Source organism: Lysinibacillus zambalensis, from assembly GCF_040183165.1.
Classification (GTDB): Bacteria; Bacillota; Bacilli; order Bacillales_A; family Planococcaceae; genus Lysinibacillus; species Lysinibacillus zambalensis.
This window is the reverse complement of sequence record NZ_JBEGDG010000019.1, coordinates 26,071-50,288: the sequence shown is the minus strand read 5'-3', so window position 1 is coordinate 50,288 and position 24,218 is coordinate 26,071. Positions and strand designations below refer to the sequence as shown.

The following is a 24,218-nucleotide window of genomic DNA, read 5'->3' as shown; positions in this document are numbered from 1 at the left end:
CCAAGTATGATCAACGTTAAAATGATTAGTGTAATTGCTAGGAAAAGCATAATGAAGTTACTTATTGGATTTTCAGCACGATAGTATCACTACTATAATAATACGTTTGGGAAACAGTAAGTGGCAACATGAAAACAATGACGGGCGATAGTAAAAGCAACGCTATCGCAAAAATAAAAAGCTTTCCATTAGGTGATAATTCGTTTAACGTAAAACTCCCTCCTTTAAATAGAGTGAATATTCTACGTTTTATCTAGTATAACATATTTACAAAATTGGCGTACATGTATACTTTATGTTTGAGAGTGAGTAGTAATCATAAAATTCTGAATTAATACTTCTATATATGGAAAATTGGCCGTTATAATAGTGATATAGAGGTGAAGATGATTATGAAAAAAGACAGAGGAAAAGTTTGGTTAGGTGTTGCAGGAGTTACAGTAAATGAGTTAGGCCAATGGCTAGTTGTTAAAAAGGCCTATAGCGGATTAAAGGGAAGATGGTCATTGCCGGCTGGTTTTGTCAATGCTGGTGAAACGGTAGATGAGGCTGTTGTTCGGGAATTAAAAGAAGAAACGGGTATTGATTGCTATGTATCAGGCTTAATTGGTTTTCGAACGGGTGTGATTCGTGGTGACATTAGTGATAATATGGCGATATTTTATTGCCGGATGAAAGATGAGCAACAGAAGATTTGTCTTCAGGAAAAAGAATTATTAGAAGCGAAATGGATGTTTCCAAAGGAGCTAGCTCAAGATGAGATGACATCAGTGATGTTAAAGGAAATGGCATCTAACCAATTTGAAAAGCACCAATTAGAGGGGATAGAAGGTATTAATCCAGGAGATGTCTTTGGTTATTCCTCTTATAAATTGTTCTTTAAAAAATAGAGCGATAGAGGAGGGGGCATATGATGGAGCTATTTTTGTTTATGTTAGAGCGAGTAGGGCTAATCATTGTGTTTGCCTTTTTAATGTCAAGGTGGCGCCTCTTTCGGGGCATGCTCTTTCAGGATCAAGGGATTCAGGAAAAGGTTTGGCTTATTATCATTTTTAGTGCTTTAAGTATAGTGAGCAGCTATACAGGGATAAAAATTGAAAGTGGTACTATTTATCCTTTAAATCAAATGATACATAGCACTATAAATGCAGAGGAGGCAATTGCAAACACGAGGCTAATTGGCGTAGCAATTGCGGGTATTTTTGGTGGGCCACTTGTTGGCGTTAGTGTGGGGATTATTGCGGGGATTCATCGTATTACCCTTGGCGGATTTACAGCGGTTGCCTGTGGTGTTTCGACTATACTAGCAGGATTCATAACAGGTGGTTTAAGTAGGCAATTAAAAATACGTCAAACCTTCTCCTATAAAAAGGCTGTTATGATCGGAATTTGTGCAGAGACTTTACAAATGATTGTTATTTTAATAATAGCAAAGCCTTTTGAACAAGCTTTGCAATTAGTTTCTTTAATCGCGCTACCAATGATTATTATGAATGCCCTTGGGATTTTAATATTTTTCATTATTATTAAGACGTTTATTGATGAGGAAGAACGTACAAAAGCATTACAAACGCATCAAGCCTTTTCTATTGCGCAACAAACTATCGAACATTTTCGTAAAGGGTTAAATGAAGAATCATGCCGAACTGTTGCGGAGATTATTAAAAGAGAGATTAAGGTTGAAGCAGTCGCGATTACAGATACAAATGGAATTTTAGCACATGTAGGAGTAGGCGAGGATCATCACGTCATTCATCAAGAAATAATAACAGCTTTAACGAAGAGAGTATTAGTAGAAGGACGCATTATTACAGCGACGTCCGCAAAAGAAATCAATTGTCCATATGAAGATTGTCCGCTAAGTGCTGCGATTGTCTTACCATTAAAAGTACAGCACAAAACGGTAGGTACCTTAAAGCTATATTTTATCAATGTTTCTTCATTAACAGGAGCGAAAAAGGAGCTAGCTGAAGGACTCAGTCGACTATTTTCCTCGCAGCTTGAATATGCTGAAATTGAGCAGCAAAGAAAGTTATTAAAGGATGCCGAGATTAAAGCGCTACAGGCACAGGTTCATCCTCATTTCTTTTTTAATAGTCTCAATACTATTTCAAGTCTGATCCGAACGGATGCTGATGAGGCTAGAGCTTTATTGATAAAGCTTAGTACGTTTTTCAGAAGTAATTTGCAGGGAGCTCGCCAAATGCTGATTCCGTTAAAAAATGAAATTGACCATGTAGAGGCTTATTTGTCGATTGAACAAAAAAGATTTCCAAACCGCTATAATGTGAAGTTTCACTTGGATGAATCACTGTTTGACGTACAAATCCCCCCATTTACCTTACAGCCACTTGTTGAAAATGCCATTTATCATGCCTTTAAAAATCGCAAGGAAGGCAAGATTGACGTTAAGGTGCAGCGAATCAATAATAAGTTAGTACTGCTAACAGAAGACAATGGCTGTGGGATGAGAAAAGAGCAGGTTAAACAGCTTGGCAAAACGATCATGCAATCCGAACAAGGAACCGGGACAGCTTTATGGAATATTTATCAGCGCATCCATGAAATTTATGGAACTGATGCAGATTTTCACATTTCAAGTACGTTGGATGTTGGCACGAAAATTATGATACAGCTGCCATTAAAAGCCACAAGATGGGAGTAGAGAAATGTTAAATGTCTATATTGTAGATGATGAACCGTTAGCAAGGGCTGAATTGCGATTTTTATTGGAGCAAACAAATTTAGTGCAGATCATTGGTGAATCGGAGGATCTGGAGGAAATACTGTTGGATTCACAGTTTGAGCAGATTGATTGCGTGTTTTTAGATATACAGCTAGGCGTAAACAATGGCCTTGAATTGGCAAAACAGCTGCAACTAAGCATACGTAAGCCTGAAATTATTTTTGCTACTGCTTATGATGAATATGCATTGCAGGCATTCGAAGTGAATGCCTTTGATTATATTTTGAAACCCTTTGAGCCAGAGCGTGTACAAAGTGCTGTTGAAAAGCTGGTGGCTAAAAAAAGAACAACACAGGTTAAGACGATGGAAAAATTAAAGGATATACAATTGGACAAGCTTGATAAATTAACAGTTTATGTGAATGATCGAATTTTACTTATTAAAATTCAGGAAATTTTATATTGTACATCTGAAGATAGTAAGACGATTGTTGTCACGGAGAAAGGGAAATATTTTGCTTCAGAGTCATTAGCAGCTTTGGAGAATAAACTTACTTTAAAAGGCTTTGTGCGGGTCCATCGGGCATTTATCGTCAATTTAGAGCATATTGAAGAGCTCGAGCCATGGAGCAGCTCAAAATACAATTTGATTTTGCATAATAGGGATTCGATTCCAGTCAGCAGGCTTTATATGAAGGATGTGCGAAAGATATTTCAGCTATCAAAATAACTGCATTTCAACAGTAGAAAACACCCTTTCAACTTGGAATTCTTGCATTTTGGTGAATTTTGTGAATAATTGTTCAATTTATTTGCTATGATGTGGAAAAAGTAAAAGGAGTGATAAAATGAATGCTATTACAATTGTGATAGGTTCTATTTGTGTACTGATGATAAGCTATCGTTTGTATGGCATATTTTTCACAAAGAAGGTACTTAAGATAAAAGATGATACGCCCACCCCAGCACACGCTATGGAGGATGGTAAAGACTATGTTCCGACGAATAAATGGGTGACATTTGGGCATCACTTTGCTGCAATCGCAGCAGCTGGACCGTTAGTCGGACCTATTTTAGCTGCACAATTTGGCTATTTGCCTGGGCTCCTTTGGCTGTTAATTGGTGCGGTAATCGGTGGTGCGGTTCATGATGCAGTAGTGTTATTCGCTTCAATGCGCCATGGTGGTAAGTCTTTATCTGAGGTCATGAAGAAGGAATTAGGACCTGTTGCAGGATTCTGTACAGGCCTTGCCATGCTTTTCATTATTACTATTACAATGGCTGGGCTATCGATGGTTGTCCTTGGTGCGTTAGAGCGAAATCCATGGGGAACTTTTGCAGTAGGGATTACTATTCCAATAGCGATGCTTGTTGGTATTGCTTATCGTAAAACAGGAAATTTAATTGTTACATCGACAGTTGGCTTTATTTTGTTGATGATCGGTGTATTTCTTGGACCGATGATTCAAGGAACAGCATTTGGCGATTTTTTAACGTTTGACCGTGATACTTTAGCTATTATTTTACCGATCTATGCATTTTTTGCAGCGGCATTACCTGTTTGGCTCTTATTAGCGCCGCGTGATTATTTAAGTAGTTTCATGAAAATTGGTGTATTTATTGCTTTAATCATCGGGGTCTTTTTCGTTAATCCAGTTATTCAATTCCCACCAATTACCGAGTTTATTCATGGTGGTGGTCCAGTAATTGCTGGTCCAGTATGGCCATTCGTCTCTATTACAATTGCTTGTGGGGCTATTTCTGGCTTCCATGCTTTTGTAGGCTCTGGGACAACACCGAAAATGATTGATCGCTGGGAAGATATTCGCATCGTCGGTTTTGGTGCGATGCTCGTAGAATCTTTAGTAGGTGTAATGGCTTTAATCGCAGCAACAGCCCTTCATCCAGCAGATTATTTTGCGATTAATTCAGCCCCAGCAGTTTTTGCTACATTAGGAATGGAGCCTGTTCATTTACATGCTTTAGCTGAAAGTATTGGGATGGATTTAGAAGGACGTACAGGAGGAGCGGTAACGCTTGCAGTTGGGATGACTGATATTTTCACAGGAATTCCTTGGTTTGCTGAACTATCTTCTTATTTCTATCAATTCGTAATCATGTTTGAAGCGGTCTTTATTTTAACGGCTATTGATGCTGGGACACGTGTAGCGCGCTATTTAATCCAAGATTTTGGTGGTAATGTATACAAGCCACTGAAGCGGACAAATTGGATTCCGGGTACAATCTTTGCAAGTGCACTTGCATGTTTCATGTGGGGCTACTTATTGTATTCAGGAGATATAAGTTCAATTTGGGTATTATTCGGCGTTTCGAATCAGTTGATGGCAACAATCGGTTTAGTATGTGGTGTAACAATCGTATTAAAAGTTGCAGATAAGCGAATCTACGCCTTAACATGCTTTATCCCATTAGCCTATTTATATGTCACTGTAAATGTAGCGGGCTTTTGGATGATTAAAAATGTGTATTGGAATACAGCGGCGGCTGGTTACAATATGTTAAATGGTATATTGTCTGTCATTATGTTAATGTTAGGCTTTATTATTGTTATTGCTGCCATTAAAAAATGGGCAGAGCTTTGGAAGTCACCAAAGTTTTTATTATCGCAAACAGCTTCATAATGAAAAGCGAGAAACTATTGAAAATTAGTTGTATACTAGTTTTCAATAGTTTTTTAATTTTCTATGTATGGAGGATGAACATAGCGTGTGGTTGATTTCCGTTCCAACTGGGTGCTTTGTTGCTGCCGCTTCGCTTTCGCACAGAAAACATCTGTTTCGCTGCAGGGGCTCGGGCCAACAGATGTTTTTTGCGCGAAAGCGTAGTGCTAACGTAGCGGCAGTAGCAGGATGTTGGTCATGAAGGCGTTATCACAGGATGTAATGCTTTTAGTCTTCGTTCCTCTATATCGCTAATCCCCAAGGAGTCGCCCAGTCGGAACGAAGATTAACTTATATACATAGCAAAAGTTAGTTACCCCAAAATTGGCGATATTTTTGCTACTTCGCAAACACACCTTGCCACGAGAGGCGTCTCTGTAATGGAATATACTTAGTGATTGTCCTAAATATGACGAACAAGCGAAATCAAGGATATGTTCATTGAAAGCGTTGTAGTAATCATGTAAACTAATGAGAGGAAAACGGAGGTTATACATACATGGATGGTCCAGTTTCATTAGTACAGTTAATCATTTCAATTTTGTTATTTTTCGTTATGTTCTTTGGTATTGGATTTTTATTGAATATGCTTCTGCGAATGACATGGTTAATGGCAATCGTGTATCCAATTGTTGTTATTTTTATTGTCGATGATGTAAGCTTTTTAGATTATATTTTCAAGCCAGGTTCTGCATTTCCAGCACTTTTAGATAAGTTACAAGCATTGCACCTTGTTGATGTGTCCATTTTATCGGGTGGCTTTGTTGGTTCAATTGTTGCGGGAATTGTCATGATTTATTTACGTAAAAGCGGTTATCGAATGTTTTAACTTCTTTCAGCAGATGCTTGGGCATCTGCTGATTTTTTATTGAATTTTTCCGATAAATCTTGAAAAGTTTCTGATAAAATCACAAATGCTTCCGATAAATCGTGAAATGTTTCCGATAAATCACAAAAATGTTCCGATAAATAAAAAACACAGCCTCGGCATGAGGATGTGTCTATTTTTACAAAATAAACTGGTATGTGATGATGGCGATAAAGATTCCAGTTAATGCTCCAAAAAATACCTCGCTCCGTTTATGGCCTAGTAATGTTTTTAGCTCCTCCATTTTTTCTTGGCCATCCATTTGCGGCCATTTTTTTAAATCATGAAGCAGTGTTTCAAAGTCCTTTCGTAGTTGATTTAATACTGCTGCATGTTGACCTGCCTGGAAACGTACTCCACTCGCATCATACATGACGATAAATGAAAACATAGCGGCTACGGCAAAAATTGGGGAATCTAATCCTGTTTCATAGGCTATAGAGGTTGTTAGTCCTGTTACGGAAGCGGAGTGTGAACTAGGCATACCCCCGGTGGAAGTAAATAATCCCCAGTCAATCTTTCGAGTCATTAAAAAATGAATAGGGATTTTTACAAACTGTGCGAAGAGAACAGCAAAAAGGGCAACGAGTAAAGGGGTATTTTGAAGTAAACTCATGATCATCACAACCTTCACTTATAATTGCTTTTATTATAACATTCATTATTTTCTAAAAGCCAAATATTACGCGTTTTCTGAAATTTAGGTATAATAGAATACTGAATGGAGGAATGTACATGCATATTGTAAAAGAAGCAAAAACATTTGAAACGATTTCTACTGAAGTGTTAGTAGTAGGCGTCCCTAAACATCGTGAACAAATGCAGGAATGGGCAAGCTTTTCATCATTTTATGGAGAATCTATTGATGCGTGGATTAGTGCAGGGGATGTATCTACTGCGTTAAAAAGAATGACGAAATTGCCATTTTTGAAGAGCCATGCTAATCTTAAACGCATTTTATTTGTTGGTTTAGATGACCGTAAAGACTTAACAGAAGGCGACATTCGTACAGCATTTGGGTTGCTTGGGAAGGAACTAAGGGACTTAAAGGTTAAAGAATATTCCATTTGGCTTGAATCGTTTACGACAGAGTCGATTACTGTAACAGATGTTGCATTTTTAGCTGGTGAAGGAACTGGTCTTGGTTATTATGCAATTCCTCATTATAAAACAACATCAAATGAAGTAGATAAACGTATTGACGCGATTCATCTTGTAACTACTGCTAATGATTTAGATGAAGTGGTGGCAAGCTTTGAGGTTGGCGCTATTTATGCAAATGCTGTAAATGAAGCACGTAGCTTAATTAATTTACCACCAAACTTACTGACAGCGACAGACTTAGCCAATTACGCAGAGTCTCTTGCGGTCGAGTACAATTTTGAAGTGGAAATTTTAGATAAAGCACAATTAGAGGAGCTTGGAATGGGCGGTATATTATGTGTCAATCAAGGCTCCCATGAAGAACCTCGTTTAATAACATTAAAATATAAAGCGACTGAAGATTTTGATGATCCAATTGGTCTTGTTGGCAAAGGGGTTACGTATGATACAGGTGGCTATTCCTTAAAGCCAAAAGATTCAATGGTAGGCATGAAGGGCGATATGGGCGGTGCTGCAGCTGTGCTAGGTGCCATGAAAATTATCGGTGAACTACGTCCTAACAAAAATGTCTTAGCTGTTATTGGCTCTACTGATAATATGGTATCTGAAACAGCATTTAAGCCAGATGATGTCATCACGACGTATAGTGGTAAGACGGTCGAAGTGTTAAATACCGATGCGGAAGGACGCTTAGTATTGGCAGACGCTACTACATATGCTAAACAACAAGGAGCTACTTCCCTGATTGATGTTGCAACGTTAACAGGTGGAGTGATTACAGCACTTGGTATGGATAAAACAGGTGCACTTTCTAATGATGATGAATTCTTTGCAGCTTTCATGGAAGCTGCACAGGAGACAGATGAATTTGTGTGGCGTATGCCTTTAACAGAAAATGATAAGAAACGAATTCGTAAATCAGACGTCGCTGATTTAAATAATTCTCCTGGTCGTGATGGTCACATGATTTTTGGCGGAGGCTTTGTTGGTGAGTTTGTTGGTGATACACCATGGATTCACTTAGATATTGCAGGAACGTCCGATGCGATGGCTGTACATGACTTAGGTCCAAAAGGTGGTACAGGTGTAATGGTACGTACACTAGCAAATTTTGTGCAACGTTTAGGAGAAGAAAAATAGAATAGGCGATGGACGTGTGATATATGCATCCCCCTACATACGATAGAGTAAAAAAGGGAGGAAGCTTATGACATTCTTCGGAGGTTATCCAGGAGGTGGCTTTTGGCCAATCGGTGGGCCATTTTTGGGAGGTTTTTTAGGAAGTTTTCTTGGATCACAGTTTGGCCCATCTCCATTTTATCCGCCTTTCTATCGCCCATTTCCACCGTTTTACCGACCAGGTCCACCATTTTTCCGACCAGGTCCACCGTTTGGAGGGCATCGTAGATATTAATTCAAATAAAATAGATCTCAAAAAACCAGATGTCAGTAAGCGACACCTGGTTTTTTCTTTAATAGATTAAATAAATATCATATTCTAGGTATTAAATAAAGTGTTGACAGAATATACTAAATTATTTATTATTCTTATTGTATTAGTAAGAATTAAATATGTAGCTGACTAGTAAACTAGAGGCTCTTATTATTCACAGGCATTGCTTTTGCCTATGGATAATTTGAGTCTTTTTTTTATCTCTAAGAAAAGAGGGAAGGGAGTGAAATCAAATGGGGAAAGTTTTTATAGTGGGTGCTGGACCTGGTGATGTTGATCTTATCACAGTAAAAGGATTAAGGTGTATCGAATGTGCTGATGTCATCCTGTATGACAGACTCATTAATAAGACCCTACTATCCTATGCTAAACAAGAGGCTAAACTCATCTTTTGCGGTAAGCTACCTCAGCAGCACGCCATGATTCAAGAGCAAATTAATCAAGCACTTGTCAGCTATGCACAGCAAGGATTGATTGTGACGAGATTAAAGGGAGGGGATCCATTCGTTTTTGGAAGAGGAGCTGAGGAAGCAGAGGTGCTAGCACAGCATAATATTCCATTTGAAATAGTGCCTGGCATCACTTCAGGGATAGCGGCACCGGCATATGCGGGAATTCCTGTTACACATCGTGACCTAGGCTCAAGTTTTGCGATGGTCACTGGGCATATGAGAGAGGGCAAGGATGATGGAATCCAATGGGAAAGTCTTGTAAAAGGGATTGATACGATTGCTATTTATATGGGGGTCGGTAACCTTCCCTATATCCGTCAGCAGCTGCTCAAGTATGGGCGAGATAAGGAAACCCCAGTAGCACTCATCCATTGGGGTACATTTTCTCAACAAAAAACAGTCACGGGAACTTTAGCTAATATTGAAGACCTAGTCCAGCGAGAAAATATACAAAATCCAAGCATAATTGTAGTAGGAAAAGTTGTTACTTTGAGGGAAACAATTCAATGGTTTGAGCAAAACATTCCGCAGCCACAGTTAGCAGAAGTTTCTGTGTAAGGATGTGGGTTCATGCAAGCCATTTTATATATCGCTCATGGAAGTAGAGTAAAGGCGGGAGTGGAGCAAGCCGTTACCTTTCTAAAGAGCGTACAACAAGAGATTGAAATACCGATTCAAGAAATTAGTTTTTTAGAACTCGCGACTCCGACAATTGCTGAAGGGATCGCAAGCTGTATTAACCAAGGGGCTACAGCTATAGCGATCGTACCTATTTTATTGCTTGCCGCTCAGCATGCAAAGCACGATATTCCAAGTGAGATTGACAAAGCAAAAAAACAGCATCCGCAAGTGCGATTTACATACGGTGAACCACTTGGTGTCCATGAATTATTAATTGATACATTACAGACTAGAATTTTAGAAGCAAGGTGCCCGTCTAACGATGCAAGTGTTTTACTTATAGGTCGCGGGAGTAGTGATCCTGCAGTACAGAGTGATTTAGCCAACATTGCAACAAGATTACGTGATAAATACGCTTATGAAGCTGTAGACACGTGCTTTCTATATGGAATGGGTCCTACTTTTGAAGATTGGTTACAACAAGAGCAGAATAGGGACAATCAAGTGTTTATAGTGCCGTATTTGTTGTTTACTGGGATTTTGCGCCAAAGCATAACAAGGCGATTACAAGATTATGGGAATCAGAACGTTGTTTTATGTGAAAGTTTAGGCTATGACGACAATGTAAGGGCAGTTTTAGTGGAACGTATTTATCAATTATTAAAATTTACTAAGAAAGGTGTTTTGTAATGGTAGATAAAAGGACTGAAAATGTAAATCTAGCATTAGATAATGTACGCCAAATTTTAAATACTGTGAACCACGGATCAATTACATTGATTGTGCAAAATTCCTATGTGGTTCAAATTGAAAAGAAGGAAAAAATACGACTTCGATAATTTTAACTTTTAACAGCGGGTGTCCAAACGACTGTACCAGCCGCTACGCTTTCGGTACAAAAGACACCCGCTGATATAAAGGAACTCAGTCTAAGAACCCCACATCCAGCGACAATTTATTTGTGTGAAAACGAAGCGACAGCAATAGGGTTATATCTGTGCGAAAGCGAAACATCAACATACGACTGAGTGACCAATATCATGCCGAGGCATAATTTAGCAAGACAAATTATCAACAGAAGAAAATGATACGAATACGTGAGGTGGCAAGGTTGAAACTGCAAGTAGTAAATAGTCCATTTAATGAGGAGCAGGTAAAGCTGTTAAATGAGCTGCTCCCAAAACTAACAGGAGAACAGAGGATATGGTTAAATGGCTTTTTAAGTGCACCACTAGTAACTATCGATCCTGTTGTCGAAGAAGTATCTCCGATAGTAAAAACAATCACCAAAACAGTAACGATTTTATATGGTTCACAAACTGGAAATAGTCAGGGGTTAGCTGAAAAATATGCCTCAGCTTTGAAAGATAATGATGTGGACGTAACAATTTCGTCGTTAGCAACATTTAGACCAAATAATTTAAAAAAGGTAACAAATCTTTTACTCATTGTTAGCACACATGGAGAAGGGGATCCACCTGACCAAGCGATACAGTTCTACGAATTTTTGCATAGCAAACGAGCTCCTAAGTTAGAGCAGCTTTATTATTCAGTGCTAGCCTTAGGCGATAGCTCCTATGAATTTTTCTGTAAAACAGGAAAGGATTTTGATGAACAGTTTGCAAAGTTAGGAGCAACTCGAATCGTACCTCGCACAGATTGTGATGTAGATTATGATGTCGAGGCAGCACGTTGGTTCTCAGCTGTTCAGCAGGAGCTGCTGCAACAGACAGATGTAGCTGATATAACGACTACACAAAATAAAACAGCACAAGGAGACACTACATATTCTCGTAAAAATCCGTTTTATGCTGAAGTACTTGAAAACATTAATTTAAATGGCAGAGGATCAAATAAAGAAACACGTCATATTGAATTATCCATCGAAGGTGCAAATTTTTATTTTGAACCAGGAGATAGTATCGGTATTCAACCGGAAAATGATGAAAGGCTAGTCGATGCTTTAATCACAGCGTTACAGTTTGATCCACAAACTGAGGTAAACGTCTTTGAAGAGACACTGCCATTAAAGGATGTATTGCAAACAAAACTAGAAATTACAGTGTTATCTAAGCCATTATTAAAAAAAATTGGTGCCTATACGGTCCATCAGGAATTTACAAAGCTATTAGAGGACTCTAATTCTTGGAAGGACTATGCAAAAGGAAGAGATTTACTTGACGTTGTGGAAGACTTTGCACCATTTACATGGGATGCGCAGCAATTTGTAGATTTACTACGTAAAATTCCAGCACGTCTATATTCTATTGCTAGTAGTCAAAAAGCAAATAGTGAAGAGGTACATTTAACAATTGGGAAAGTAAGCTATAAGACGAATGGACGTCAACGTCTTGGCGTTTGCTCCGGAAGCGTAGCAGAACGTATTCAAATTGGTGACACATTACCGGTATATGTTCATAAAAATCCGAACTTTAAACTACCAGAGCATGAGGATACACCGATTATTATGATTGGTGCTGGAACAGGTGTTGCCCCGTACCGTGCATTTTTAGAGGAGCGTGAGGAATTAGGAATCGGAGGGAAAGCTTGGCTAATTTTTGGTGATCAACACTTTGTCACAGACTTTCTTTATCAAACAGATTGGCAAGGTTGGCTTTCTTCAGGCACACTAAGTCAATTGCATGTCGCTTTCTCACGTGATACAGATAGAAAAATATATGTTCAACATAAAATTGAGGAAAATGCTGTCGCTTTTTACGAATGGCTAGAGCAAGGAGCTGTCATTTACGTCTGTGGCGATAAAGAGTCGATGGCGGCTGATGTTGATGCAACAATTCGTCGCGTTATTGAACAACAGGGACAAAAAACGCCAGAGGAAGCTAAAGCCTTTGTCAATGAGCTAAAACAGCAGAAACGCTATCAACGTGACGTTTATTAACTTCTATCGACAAGTGTTTTATGTAGCGACAGCTACAAGTGTTTTCTGCGCGAAAGCGAAGCGACAGCGGCAATTATGCCGAGGCATAATTGATTAAAGGAGCGATAACAAATGACAGGGAAAATTATTTTACCTCCACAACCGGGGAAGCCTAGTGATGTAGAGCGTATTAAAAACGATAGTAATTATCTACGCGGAACATTAGAGCGTACGATGAACGATCCATTAAGTTCAGGTATTCCAGAGGATGATAACCGTCTAATGAAATTCCATGGTAGTTACTTACAAGACGACCGTGATCTTCGGAATGAACGCCAGCGCCAAAAGCTTGAGCCTGCCTACCAATTTATGGTGCGTGTCCGTACACCGGGCGGAGCAGCAACTTCAGCACAATGGCTAGTAATGGATGAAATGGCGAGAAAGTATGGTAATGGCTCCTTAAAATTAACGACACGTCAGGCATTTCAAGTGCACGGCATTTTAAAATGGAATGTTAAAAAATATATGCAGGAAATTAATGAGGTGTTATTAGATTCTCTTGCAGCCTGTGGAGATGTCAATCGTAATGTGATGTGTAATGTGAATCCAAATCAATCCGCATTACATGAGGAAATCTATAATTGGTCTGCCAAATTAAGTGAGCATTTACTACCTAGAACACGAGCTTACCATGAACTATGGCTAGATGGCGAAAAGGTAGTTGATAGTCAGGAAGAAGAAGTTGAACCTATATATGGTGCGCAATATTTGCCACGGAAATTTAAAATTGGTATTGCGATTCCGCCAAGTAATGATGTGGACGTATTCTCACAAGATATAGGGCTGATTGCAATTGTGGAGGAGGGTAGGCTAGTAGGCTTTAACGTAGCTGTTGGTGGAGGAATGGGCATGACACATGGCGATCATGAAACATACCCACAGCTTGCTCGCATAATTGGCTTTATCACACCTGATAAACTACTGGAAACAGCGGAGAAAATTATTACGATTCAGCGCGATTATGGGAATCGTTCGGTTCGTAAAAATGCACGTTTTAAATATACAATTGATGCAAGAGGACTTGAGTGGTTTAACGAAGAACTAACTCGTCGTCTAGGTTGGACTATTCAAGAGGCCCGTCCATTTACGTTTAATCGCACGGGTGATGAGTTTGGTTGGATTAAAGGGACAGAAGATCAATGGCATTATACATTATTTATTCAAAATGGTCGTATTAAGGACTTTGAAAATTATGAGCTGTTAACAGGATTACGTGAAATTGCGAAAGTGCATTCAGGTGATTTTCGCTTAACGCCAAACCAAAATTTAATGATTAGTAATGTGACGCCGCAAAAGAAGAAAAAAATTGCTGCTATTATTGAGCAATATAACCTTACAGATGGAGCGCACTATTCTGCATTGCGCCGGAATTCGATTGCTTGCGTATCATTACCAACATGTGGTTTAGCTATGGCAGAAGCCGAGCGTTACCTGCCTTCTCTAATTACAAAAATAGAAACAATTATTGAAGAAGCGGGCTTAAACGATACAGAAATCGTTATTCGCATGTCAGGCTGTCCAAATGGTTGCTCGCGTGCAGCAATGGCCGAGATTGGGTTTATCGGTAAAGGTCCAGGGAAATATAATATGTATTTAGGAGCAAGTTTTACTGGTGAGCGTCTCAATAAAATATATCGTGAAAATATAGGTGAGGAGGAGATATTAGCGGAGCTTCGTCCAATCCTGCTCCACTATACGAAGGAACGTCTAGATGGCGAGCATTTCGGTGATTTTGTTATTCGTGCGGGTTATGTAACAGCTGTGTACGACGGACGAGATTTTCATCATAAATAAAATAATGACCCTGTAGCAAACTTTCTCTGCTACAGGGCTTATGTTGTTTAAAAACTAGTGTGTTAAAAATTAAGGTGTCATATAAAATAAAATAAGTCTCTTCTACAAAACGAGTGGTTGATACATTGCTGAAGTTCCGTTCTATCACTATACATGCCAGAAGATACACTCTATGTGAAGTGGTTGATTGGAGTGGAGACTGGGCGACTCCTTGGGGATCAGCGTCACAGATGAGACCCTGGAGCGAGCAACGTGAGTGAAGCGGCTCATCGGACGCCCCCAGGAAAGCGCCCAGTCGGAACGGAAATCAACCCCTCGTTTTGCAGGAGAGCCATACTATATTTAGTGGGGCATCTAAATTTCAATGACATAATAGTTTTTTAATAACATGAGCCGTGTAGCAAAGAAATTTGCTACACGGCTTTTTTAAATGGAAAAGTCTTCGGGGATAAAGACTTTTAATTGCTTTGGTTTGACAAATACATGGTCACCAACCTTGAGCTGAAGATTAGTAAATTGTTCTTTAGTCAGTTCTGCCTCTAAAAATTCATCCATATCTTCACGATGTAGCTCAACCTGCACGATAGGTCCGAGCAAATGAATATGGCTTACTTTGACGGGGACAGTACCAGATACATTTGTTTTCTCAATATGAATATCATGGGGACGTACATAGCCTACTGCATGATCCTCTGTGTGTACCTGTACGTCAGGTACATCAATCGCAAATTCACCATGTAGGAGCTTCCCATTATGTAACCGTCCTTTAAAGAGATTCACATTACCTAAAAAATCATAAACAAAAGGGCTCTTTGGATTTGTGTATACGTCGTCTGGGCTACCAATTTGCTCTATCTTGCCGTTGTTCATCACGACAATTCGGTCTGCAACATCAAGTGCCTCTTCCTGATCGTGTGTGACAAAAATACTTGTAATATGAAAATCATCGTGAAGCTTTCGAAGCCAACGACGCAATTCCTTGCGCACTTTAGCATCCAATGCTCCAAAAGGTTCATCTAATAAGAGCACCTTGGGCTCCACGGCCAGAGCTCTAGCAAGTGCGACTCGCTGACGTTGCCCACCCGAAAGCTGTGTTGGATAACGATCAGAAAAATTTTCTAGTTTGACGAGTCTTAGAAGCTCCATCACTTTGTTCTTTATTTCTAATTTAGATGGTCTTGTTTTACGAGGACGTACTTTAAGACCGTAAGCGACATTATCAAAAACTGTCATATGGCGAAAAAGTGCATAATGCTGGAACACAAAGCCAACATTGCGCTCCTTTGGATGGCGATCGATCATCGATTGGCCGTCAAATAAAATCTCTCCAACATCTGACGTTTCAAGCCCAGCAATAACTCGTAGTAAAGAAGTTTTGCCAGAACCAGATGGGCCGAGAAGGGCAACCAGTTCACCTGATTGAATATGAAGAGAAACATCTTCTAAAGCTTGAAAGGAACCGAATTTTTTCGATACATTTTTAATGTGGATACTCATGCTGACAATACCTCCTTTAAGTAGATTTTGATTTCCAAGCAACAATATCTTTAACGATAAGTGTAATAATAGCGATCACGCTCATCAGTGAAGCAACGGCAAAAGCTGCTGCAAATTGATACTCATTGTATAAAATTTCAATATGAAGAGGCATTGTATTTGTCATTCCACGAATATGCCCTGATACAACAGAAACAGCGCCAAATTCACCGATTGCCCGAGCATTACAAAGTATAAGGCCATACAATAAGCCCCATTTGATATTTGGCAATGTCACATACCAAAATGTTTTAAAACCATTAGCACCAAGTGAAATGGACGCCTCTTCTTCGGAAGTACCTTGTGTCTGCATAAGAGGAATGAGCTCCCGCGCAACAAAGGGCAATGTGACAAAGATAGTAGCTAGGACAATACCAGGTAGTGCAAAAACAATTTTTATGTCATGCTCAAATAGCCAATCCCCAAATAGCCCCTGTGAGCCAAATAACAAAATAAACACTAAACCTGCAATAACGGGAGATACTGCAAAAGGAAGATCGACGATTGTAAGTAATAGATTTTTCCCTTTAAAGTTGAACTTTGTTAAAGCCCAAGCAGCCATAACGCCAAAGATTGCATTTAATGGTACGGCAATCGCGACGACAGTTAAGGTTAACTTAATAGCTGCCAATGCATCTGGATGTGTGATAGCTGCTACATATACGTCGACTCCTTTTTGAAAGGCAGTGAAAAAAATGGATACTAGTGGAAGCACAATGAAAAATGCTAAAAAAGCTAGCGCAATAAATGTTAGCGTATATCGGACAAAACGTGGCTCTTGTAAGGCAGCAGACTTTGTCACTGCATTATTTTTTTCAGGAGCAACTTGCTGAATAAATGTAGACTGTTCCATAAATACCTCCTAATGTACAAAGCGACGATTTGCCAACCATTGTATTAAATTAATGCTAAATAATAGGATGAAGGACGTGACAAGCATCACCACTGCAATAGCAGTTGCACCAGCATAGTCATATTGCTCGAGCTTAGTCATAATGATTAATGGCGTAATTTCAGTCTTCATCGGCATATTACCTGCGATAAAAACAACAGAGCCATACTCTCCTAGTGCACGTGCAAAGGCTAATGAAAATCCTGTTAAAATGGCAGGAGCAAGCTCTGGAAAAATCACTTTACGAAAGGTTTGTAGACGAGTCGCTCCAAGGCTTGCAGAGGCTTCCTCAACCTCAACGCTAATATTTTGTAAGACAGGCTGCACAGTACGAACGACAAATGGTAGCCCGATAAATGTAAGGGCAATGATAATGCCGAGTGGTGTAAAGGCAATTTTAAAATTAAAAAATTGGCCAATCCAACCATTTGGTGCATAGAGTGACGTTAAGGCAATTCCAGCTACAGCAGTTGGCAAAGCAAATGGTAAATCGACAAGTCCATCGATGATTCGTTTAAACGGAAAGTGGTAGCGTACAAGCACCCATGCGATGATTGTGCCAAAAATAACATTTAATAAACCAGCAGCGAGTGCAGTACTGAAACTTACCTTATAGGAAGCGACTGCACGAGGAGCGGTCACAATATGAACAAACTCCGCCCAGCTTAAGGACATTGTATGAATAAAAATCATCGATAGCGGCAATAAGACTAGCAAGCTAACATATAGCATCGTATAGCCCAAGGAAAGGTGGAAACCTGGAATAATGCGGCGTGTTTTTTTATTAACAGTTAAACTACTCATCACAAGCCTCCTTATTGAGGTACATAAATTTCATCGAATGTACCACCATCTTTAAAATGCTTCGTTTGGGCTTCTCCCCAACCACCGAAATCATCGATTGAAACGAGTTCAAGTTTTGGGAATTGCTCTTGATAATTTGCTAGAATTTTTTCATTTCGTGGTCGATAGTAATTTTTTGCAGCAATTTCTTGGCCACGCTCACTATATAAATGCTTTAAATAAGCCTCTGCTACTTCGCGTGTACCTTTTTTATCAACGATTTTGTCAACGATTGCCACAGGTGGCTCAGCTAAAATACTTAAAGAAGGTGTAATGATATCAAACTCGTCACCCAATTCATGGAGCGATAAATATGCTTCATTTTCCCATGCGATTAAGACGTCACCAATTTTACGTTCAACAAATGTTGTTGTAGCACCGCGTGCACCAGAATCCAGTACTTCTACATTGCTATATAGAGCTTTCATAAATTCTTTTATTTTTGCCTCATCATTTTTATATAATTTCCCTGCATAGGCCCAAGCGGCTAAATAATTCCACCGTGCACCACCAGATGTTTTAGGATTTGGTGTAATGACAGATACATCGTCATTTGTTAAATCACCCCAGTCTTTAATGCCCTTTGGATTGCCTTTGCGTACTAAAAAGACAATAGTAGATGTATAAGGAGAAGAGTTATTTTCAAATTCTGTTTGCCAATCTTTATTTAATAGGTCTCGAGCTTGTGCAATCTCATCAATATCGTAAGCTAGTGCTAGTGTAACAACACCTGCCTCTAGACCATCAATTACAGCTCGCCCCTGTTTACCAGAGCCCCCATGTGATTGTTTTATCGTTACATCTTGACCGGTTTCATCCTTCCATTTTTTTATAAAATCTTTGTTGAATTCCTCGTAAAGCTCACGTGTTGGATCATAGGATACATTTAATAGTTCTACAGATTTTTTTGTATCCTGAGCACCTATATCTTTTTCAGAAGAGCTGCTACCACAACCTGTTAATGTTAGAGCTAATGCAGAGATAAGTACTAACGATTGGAAAAGATGTTTCCTTTTTTTCATAAAATTACGCTCCTTTTTGATTTAGGAAATACAAAAGACCATCTACCAGAACGAATAATAATCGTCTTAAGTAGATGGCCTTCAGATCCTCTGATCAGCATTTTTATATTGGATTGATTCAAAGCTTAGTTATACATTAAACATATATTTCTTATTAGTCAACAAGGAATTAAAAATACATCTTTTGATTATCATCATATGCAAGAGTACAGTATAAAAATTTGGGCTCATTGAAATGAATTATTTGTAAAAAACCTAGTTGACTACTAGGTGTGCTTTAGTATATATTTGGTAATAAGAAAAATGATTGTAGAACGTGGTAGCCAATACTAGTGAACAATCAATCAATTATGCCTCGGCATAATTGCGTCCGGAATCGGCTTTGTGCTTAGTCCTACACGAGGGCCGACACGATGTCGGTCATTTCGGTAATGCCACAGGACGTGGCGTTTTTACCGATGCAGGTCAGTTAGCCGTTATCGCATGGATGCGATGATTTTAGGCTAACATCCTTTGCGAACTCCTTTTCCATCCGCCGGAGGCTTTAACTTATTTCAGTGGATTTTTGGATACCGCTGAAAAGTGACTTAAAACTGCATTCATCTCACCACCTATATAGGTGGGAAACTTCTGCTGAAAGAAGTTAAATAGCTGGCTAGTCAAACTAGAGGCGTTTTAACGAAGACATGTCTATATATGTCTTTCGTTAGAACGCCTTTTTTCGTTAAGAGGGGGATTATATGTTAACATATGCAACTTGGCATGAGCCAACATTGAATTTTCAGGTAGACGAAACCTATAAGGCTGCACTAGAGGTTTTACAGTGGAGTTACGCTGAATATGGCGAGGATATCGTCTATGCATGTAGCTTTGGGATTGAGGGAATTGTCTTAATTGACCTTATTTCAAAGGTGAAGCCCGATGCTACGATCATCTTTTTAGATACAGATGTTCATTTTAAGGAAACATATGAAACGATTGATAAAGTAAAAGAAAAATATCCGAAGCTGAACATTATTATGCAAAAACCAGCACTTACTCTCGAACAACAAGCAGCTCAATATGGTGATGAATTATGGAGTTCTAATCCAAATAAATGCTGCGAAATTCGCAAGATTGTGCCGTTACATGGAGCGTTGGCGGGCGCAAAGGCTTGGATATCAGGGTTACGTCGTGAGCAATCACCAACCCGGCAAAATACGAACTTTATCAATCGTGACGATAAGTTTCAGTCCATTAAAATTTGTCCACTTATTCATTGGACTTGGAAGGATGTCTGGCGCTATGTCTCAAAGCATAGTTTACCGTACAATCCATTGCATGACAGAGGCTATCCAAGCGTCGGCTGCGAGCACTGTACAAAACCGGCATTTACAATGGATGATTTGCGTTCAGGCAGATGGCAAGGGTCTGGTAAAACGGAGTGTGGATTACATGAATAAAGGAGTTTTACCATGCTTGAATATATAGCAATAACAATTAGTTTATTTTTTGCGATGAACATAGGTGCTAGTGGAGCGGCAGCCTCAATGGGAGTTGCTTACGGAGCAGGTGCCATCAAAAAAGCTTGGCAAGCATTGCTCATTTGCTCAGTTGGTGTTTTTTTGGGGGCAGTCCTTGGAGGTGGAGAAGTAGTAAAAACAATCAGCTCTGGCATAATGCCGCAGGAGTACATTACAGTAAAGATTGTCATTATTATTTTGATTTCTGCGACAAGCTCACTATTTCTCGCCAATCTTTTAGGCATCCCATTATCGACAAGTGAAGTGACAGTAGGAGCAGTTGTAGGTGTAGGGATTGCCTACAAAGTGTTATATATTAAATCATTGCTCGTCATCATATCATTTTGGGTAATAGTGCCAATCATAGCGTTTATCATTGCATTTGTCTTTGGGAAGTGGCTGTATAAATTAAGTGTTAAGGGTTGGTTAAAAGATCATTCAATATTAACGATCCTACTTGTGTTCGCTGGATTTTTCGAAGCCTTTTCAGCAGGGATGAATAACGTAGCAAATGCAGTTGGACCTCTCGTTGGTGCAGGAATGATGAGTGTAACAACAGGAATATTGCTTGGTGGGGCATTTGTAGCGCTTGGTGCCATGCTACTTGGAAAACGAGTGCTTGAAACAAACGGGAAAAAAATTATGCGCTTTGAGAAAGCAGAAGGGATACTAATATCGAGTACAGGTGCATTACTAGTCGGTATAAGCTCTATCTTTGGACTTCCCGTGCCGTTAACACAAGTAACATCCTCTTCAATTATCGGAATGGGGATGGCCAAAAACGGAAAACAAATTTTTCATAAGCATATTGTGAAAAAAATAATCCGCATTTGGATTGTTTCTCCAATCCTTTCTTTAGCCATCTCCTATTTTTTAGTACAGCTATTCTTAGAGAAAGATTTCTATATCATCGTACTAATTGGCAGTGTTATTGTTGGAACGCTTGGTGTCATTAGCTTAATGCGAACAATGCGTGAAGAAGAGCGTTCAATATACGATGCGGGAGAAGGAATTTAAATACCCGAATTACTTTTGGATCAACTGGGGTCAAGACCACTTTTAAAGAGGAGTTGTTCAAATCAGAGGTGACCCGGACCACTTGTAAGGAAGCCAGTCAATTCAGAAGAATTCCCAATCATTTCTATAAGGAAGGAATTAATCGAAGAAGCCCAATTTGCCTAAGATGAAAAATCAATGTAAATAAACTTAAATATTAGGCGTATGGATTAGGAAAATATAGGGTTATTATGGGCTGATAAAATGATTTTTTTGTTGATATTTTACTAATGTATGTCCATTTTAACTGATTGTAGCGCAGGGCTACTCGACTCCCGTGGGAAAGCCAGAGCCTTCTAATTAATTATAGTGGATAAAAATGGTTAATTAACACGCTTGATTAAATATAAAACTGAGTAATTCAATAAAATTAGGAGGAGATTTTTATGAGTTTACAACCACATGGTGGACTATTAGTGCAAGCCTTTAATCCAGAAAAGGATATAACGCATATAAATAAAGTTATTGAGCTTGATGCCATTTCACTTAGTGATTTAGAGCTAATTGCTATTGGCGGTTACAGTCCGGTTGAAGGCTTTTTAACGCAGGAAGATTATGAATCAGTTGTTGAACATACACGTTTAGCGTCAGGCGTGGTATGGAGTATTCCGATTACATTACCTGTAGTAAAGGATGTAGCTGCAACATTGCAGAAGGGTGATGAGGCAAAATTAGTATATGGTGATGTTGTTTATGGCGTTATTGAAGTTGCTGACATTTATGAGCCAAATAAACGGAAAGAGGCATTGTTAATATACGGCACCGAGGATTTGGAGCATCCTGGTGTTAAAAAGTTGCATGAACGTCCAAGTATTTATGTGGCCGGAAAAATTACATTAGTAAAACGTCTAGAGCAAAAGTTCCCAGCCTATTCATTTGATCCGTTTGAAACACGCCAGCTTTTTGCAGAAAGGGGCTGGAAAACAATTGTTGGCTTCCAAACACGGAATCCTGTACATCGAGCACATGAATTTATTCAAAAGGCTGCACTTGAAACAATTGATGGGTTATTTTTAAATCCACTAGTTGGGGAAACGAAATCAGATGATGTTTCAGCAGCAATTCGCATGGAAAGCTACGAAGTTTTACTGAAAAATTATTATCCTGAAAATCGTGTGCAATTAGGGGTGTTTCCAGCTGCCATGCGTTATGCAGGACCAAGGGAAGCTATTTTCCATGCACTTGTACGAAAAAATTATGGCTGTACACACTTTATCGTTGGGCGTGATCATGCAGGTGTTGGCGATTACTATGGTACATACGATGCACAAAAAATCTTTGAACAATTTACGGAAGATGAATTAGGAATTATTCCATTAAAATTTGAGCATAGCTTCTATTGCAATAAATGTGAGGGGATGGCAACGACGAAAACTTGTCCACATGAAAGCTCAGCGCATGTCATTTTATCGGGTACTAAGGTTCGTGAAATGTTGCGTAATGGCGAAGTGCCTCCAGGTACATTTAGTCGTCAAGAGGTTGTGGATGTACTAATTAAAGGAATGCGTCAGGAGGTTATAAAGTGAGTTCAAACATCGTTTGGCACGAAGCGTCTATTACGAAAGAGGAGCGTCGTACACAAAACAAGCATAAAAGCTTTATTTTATGGTTTACAGGTTTATCAGCATCCGGAAAATCCTCTGTGGCGAATGCATTTGCACGCCGACTCTTTGAACGTGGCAATCAAGCATTTGTCTTAGATGGTGATAATGTTCGCCATGGCTTAAATAAGGATTTAGGATTTGATGAAGCTGGTCGAAAGGAAAATATAAGACGTATTGGAGAGGTATCTAAGCTTTTTGTAGAAAATGGACAAATTGTTCTAACTGCTTTTATTTCACCTTACCGAGAAGATCGTCAAGTTGTCCGTGAGCTTGTGGAAGCAGGGGAATTTATAGAGGTGTATGTGAAGTGTTCTGTTGAAACGTGTGAAAAGCGTGATCCAAAAGGTCTTTATAAAAAAGCACGTAATGCGGAAATTCCTAATTTTACTGGGATTAGTGCTCCTTATGAAGAACCGGAAATTCCAGAAATTATTTTAGACACAGAACTCCATTCTATCGAAGAATGCGTAGAACAGCTCACAGATATATTAACTTCAAAAGGATATATTTAGGATTACAACCGTACGTTATAGTGATGAGTTTATATTTAATAAATTTCTCATATAAAGAATCTGCTTACTTTTAAGGTGGCAGATTTTTTATATGAGAAATTCTCCTGTTTTAATCGAATTATTCCATATATTGTGAGATGATTAAATCATCAAACGTTATAGGAGATGAAAGAAATGAGCATACATATTCAACTATTAACTAAGGATGTTGTAAACCAGAAATTATTAAATGAAATATTGGAACTATGGAATGAAAATGCGATAGAAACGGCAGATTGTGAATTAGGGGAGAGTGAAAGGAAGGCAATTCAAGAACAGCTAGAACAATATATTGAATCAAAATATGGGGCCATTTATATAGCAACGAATGAAAATAATGAAATGATTGGTTTTGGATTGGCATCGATCAAAAAAGATTTTATTTACGATATGAACTATGGTCAAATAGACGAAGTTTATGTAGTACCAGTATATAGAAGACAGAAGATTGCTAAACGTCTTGTAGATGATTTAGTGAATTGGTTTAATGACGAACATGATACTACTGTAGTAAATGTTTATGTAGATTTAGAAAATGACTTAGCATTAAACTTTTGGGAAGGTATTGGTTTAGAAAAGGAATTTTTTATGCTATCAAACAATTAAAAAAGTGGC

Annotated in this window: 22 protein-coding genes; 17 read left to right on the top strand and 5 right to left on the bottom strand. The window is 38.9% G+C overall.

The annotated features are described in order from the left end of the window. Positions 1-392: 392 nt before the first annotated feature. The 5 genes from ABNX05_RS20090 (at position 393) to ABNX05_RS20070 (ending at position 6,196) form a co-directional block, all read left to right on the top strand. Positions 393-890, top strand: a complete 498-nt coding sequence (locus ABNX05_RS20090; RefSeq protein WP_349661330.1) for an NUDIX hydrolase — start codon at positions 393-395, stop codon at positions 888-890. Between the two features lie 23 nt (positions 891-913). Further along, positions 914-2,665 (top strand): LytS/YhcK type 5TM receptor domain-containing protein, encoded by a 1,752-nt coding sequence (locus tag ABNX05_RS20085; RefSeq protein WP_349661370.1) that lies wholly within the window; start codon positions 914-916, stop codon positions 2,663-2,665. Positions 2,666-2,669: 4 nt separating this feature from the next. Next, positions 2,670-3,416 (top strand): LytR/AlgR family response regulator transcription factor, encoded by a 747-nt coding sequence (locus ABNX05_RS20080; protein WP_349661329.1) that lies wholly within the window; start codon positions 2,670-2,672, stop codon positions 3,414-3,416. Between the two features lie 118 nt (positions 3,417-3,534). Beyond that, on the top strand, positions 3,535-5,328 hold the full coding sequence (gene cstA / locus ABNX05_RS20075; RefSeq protein ID WP_349661328.1) for a carbon starvation protein CstA: 1,794 nt from the start codon (positions 3,535-3,537) through the stop codon (positions 5,326-5,328). A 538-nt stretch (positions 5,329-5,866) separates the two neighbouring features. Next, positions 5,867-6,196 (top strand): YuiB family protein, encoded by a 330-nt coding sequence (locus ABNX05_RS20070; protein ID WP_349661327.1) that lies wholly within the window; start codon positions 5,867-5,869, stop codon positions 6,194-6,196. A 178-nt stretch (positions 6,197-6,374) separates the two neighbouring features. Here ABNX05_RS20070 and ABNX05_RS20065 read toward each other — a convergent pair whose 3' ends face one another. Continuing rightward, positions 6,375-6,857 carry a divergent PAP2 family protein gene (locus ABNX05_RS20065; RefSeq protein ID WP_323648097.1) on the bottom strand — a complete coding sequence of 161 codons (483 nt, stop codon included), beginning with the start codon at positions 6,855-6,857 and terminating at the stop codon, positions 6,375-6,377. Positions 6,858-6,970: 113 nt separating this feature from the next. On the opposite strand from ABNX05_RS20065, the gene ABNX05_RS20060 reads away from it, so the two are divergent. The 7 genes from ABNX05_RS20060 to cysI all read left to right on the top strand — a co-directional run bounded on the left by ABNX05_RS20060 (position 6,971) and on the right by cysI (position 14,597). After that, positions 6,971-8,479, top strand: a complete 1,509-nt coding sequence (locus ABNX05_RS20060; protein ID WP_349661326.1) for a leucyl aminopeptidase — start codon at positions 6,971-6,973, stop codon at positions 8,477-8,479. Positions 8,480-8,546: 67 nt separating this feature from the next. Continuing rightward, entirely contained in the window at positions 8,547-8,753 is a 207-nt protein-coding gene (locus ABNX05_RS20055) for a uroporphyrin-III methyltransferase (RefSeq protein WP_197144264.1), read from the top strand. Positions 8,754-9,025: 272 nt separating this feature from the next. Then, entirely contained in the window at positions 9,026-9,802 is a 777-nt protein-coding gene (cobA, locus tag ABNX05_RS20050) for a uroporphyrinogen-III C-methyltransferase (protein WP_349661325.1), read from the top strand. Positions 9,803-9,814: 12 nt separating this feature from the next. Beyond that, a complete protein-coding gene (locus ABNX05_RS20045; protein WP_349661324.1) occupies positions 9,815-10,555 on the top strand; it encodes a sirohydrochlorin chelatase in 741 nt (246 codons plus the stop codon). Continuing rightward, positions 10,555-10,704, top strand: a complete 150-nt coding sequence (locus ABNX05_RS20040; RefSeq protein WP_079561519.1) for a YezD family protein — start codon at positions 10,555-10,557, stop codon at positions 10,702-10,704. The genes ABNX05_RS20045 and ABNX05_RS20040 overlap by 1 nt, the downstream gene beginning before the upstream one ends. A 272-nt stretch (positions 10,705-10,976) precedes the next feature. After that, the gene (locus tag ABNX05_RS20035) at positions 10,977-12,764 is read left to right on the top strand and encodes an assimilatory sulfite reductase (NADPH) flavoprotein subunit (RefSeq protein ID WP_349661323.1); all 1,788 of its coding nucleotides are present in this window, start codon (positions 10,977-10,979) and stop codon (positions 12,762-12,764) included. Positions 12,765-12,875: 111 nt separating this feature from the next. Next, positions 12,876-14,597 carry an assimilatory sulfite reductase (NADPH) hemoprotein subunit gene (gene cysI / locus ABNX05_RS20030; protein ID WP_349661322.1) on the top strand — a complete coding sequence of 574 codons (1,722 nt, stop codon included), beginning with the start codon at positions 12,876-12,878 and terminating at the stop codon, positions 14,595-14,597. 426 nt (positions 14,598-15,023) lie between these two features. On the opposite strand, the gene ABNX05_RS20025 is transcribed toward cysI, so the two are convergent. Genes ABNX05_RS20025 through ABNX05_RS20010 form a run of 4 tightly spaced genes read right to left on the bottom strand, consistent with a single transcriptional unit; the run spans position 15,024 to position 18,890 of the window. Next, positions 15,024-16,094, bottom strand: a complete 1,071-nt coding sequence (locus ABNX05_RS20025; RefSeq protein ID WP_349661321.1) for a sulfate/molybdate ABC transporter ATP-binding protein — start codon at positions 16,092-16,094, stop codon at positions 15,024-15,026. 16 nt (positions 16,095-16,110) lie between these two features. Then, positions 16,111-16,986 (bottom strand): sulfate ABC transporter permease subunit CysW, encoded by an 876-nt coding sequence (gene cysW, locus ABNX05_RS20020; protein ID WP_349661320.1) that lies wholly within the window; start codon positions 16,984-16,986, stop codon positions 16,111-16,113. Between the two features lie 9 nt (positions 16,987-16,995). Next, positions 16,996-17,829 (bottom strand): sulfate ABC transporter permease subunit CysT, encoded by an 834-nt coding sequence (cysT, locus tag ABNX05_RS20015; RefSeq protein WP_349661319.1) that lies wholly within the window; start codon positions 17,827-17,829, stop codon positions 16,996-16,998. An 11-nt stretch (positions 17,830-17,840) separates the two neighbouring features. Next, positions 17,841-18,890: a sulfate ABC transporter substrate-binding protein gene (locus ABNX05_RS20010; protein WP_349661318.1), complete on the bottom strand. Its 1,050-nt coding sequence runs from the start codon at positions 18,888-18,890 to the stop codon at positions 17,841-17,843. A gap of 740 nt (positions 18,891-19,630) precedes the next feature. Here ABNX05_RS20010 and ABNX05_RS20005 point away from each other — a divergent pair. From ABNX05_RS20005 to ABNX05_RS19985, 5 genes are all read left to right on the top strand, one after another. Beyond that, the gene (locus tag ABNX05_RS20005) at positions 19,631-20,332 is read left to right on the top strand and encodes a phosphoadenylyl-sulfate reductase (RefSeq protein WP_349661317.1); all 702 of its coding nucleotides are present in this window, start codon (positions 19,631-19,633) and stop codon (positions 20,330-20,332) included. A gap of 12 nt (positions 20,333-20,344) precedes the next feature. Further along, positions 20,345-21,409 (top strand): sulfate permease, encoded by a 1,065-nt coding sequence (gene cysP / locus ABNX05_RS20000; protein ID WP_349661316.1) that lies wholly within the window; start codon positions 20,345-20,347, stop codon positions 21,407-21,409. 425 nt (positions 21,410-21,834) lie between these two features. Further along, complete coding sequence (gene sat, locus ABNX05_RS19995; protein ID WP_349661315.1) at positions 21,835-22,974, top strand: sulfate adenylyltransferase; 1,140 nt, start codon at positions 21,835-21,837, stop codon at positions 22,972-22,974. After that, positions 22,971-23,564 carry an adenylyl-sulfate kinase gene (cysC, locus tag ABNX05_RS19990; protein ID WP_349661314.1) on the top strand — a complete coding sequence of 198 codons (594 nt, stop codon included), beginning with the start codon at positions 22,971-22,973 and terminating at the stop codon, positions 23,562-23,564. Before sat ends, cysC begins: the two co-directional genes overlap by 4 nt. 174 nt (positions 23,565-23,738) lie before the next feature. Beyond that, positions 23,739-24,209 carry a GNAT family N-acetyltransferase gene (locus ABNX05_RS19985; protein WP_349661313.1) on the top strand — a complete coding sequence of 157 codons (471 nt, stop codon included), beginning with the start codon at positions 23,739-23,741 and terminating at the stop codon, positions 24,207-24,209. Positions 24,210-24,218 lie beyond the last annotated feature (9 nt).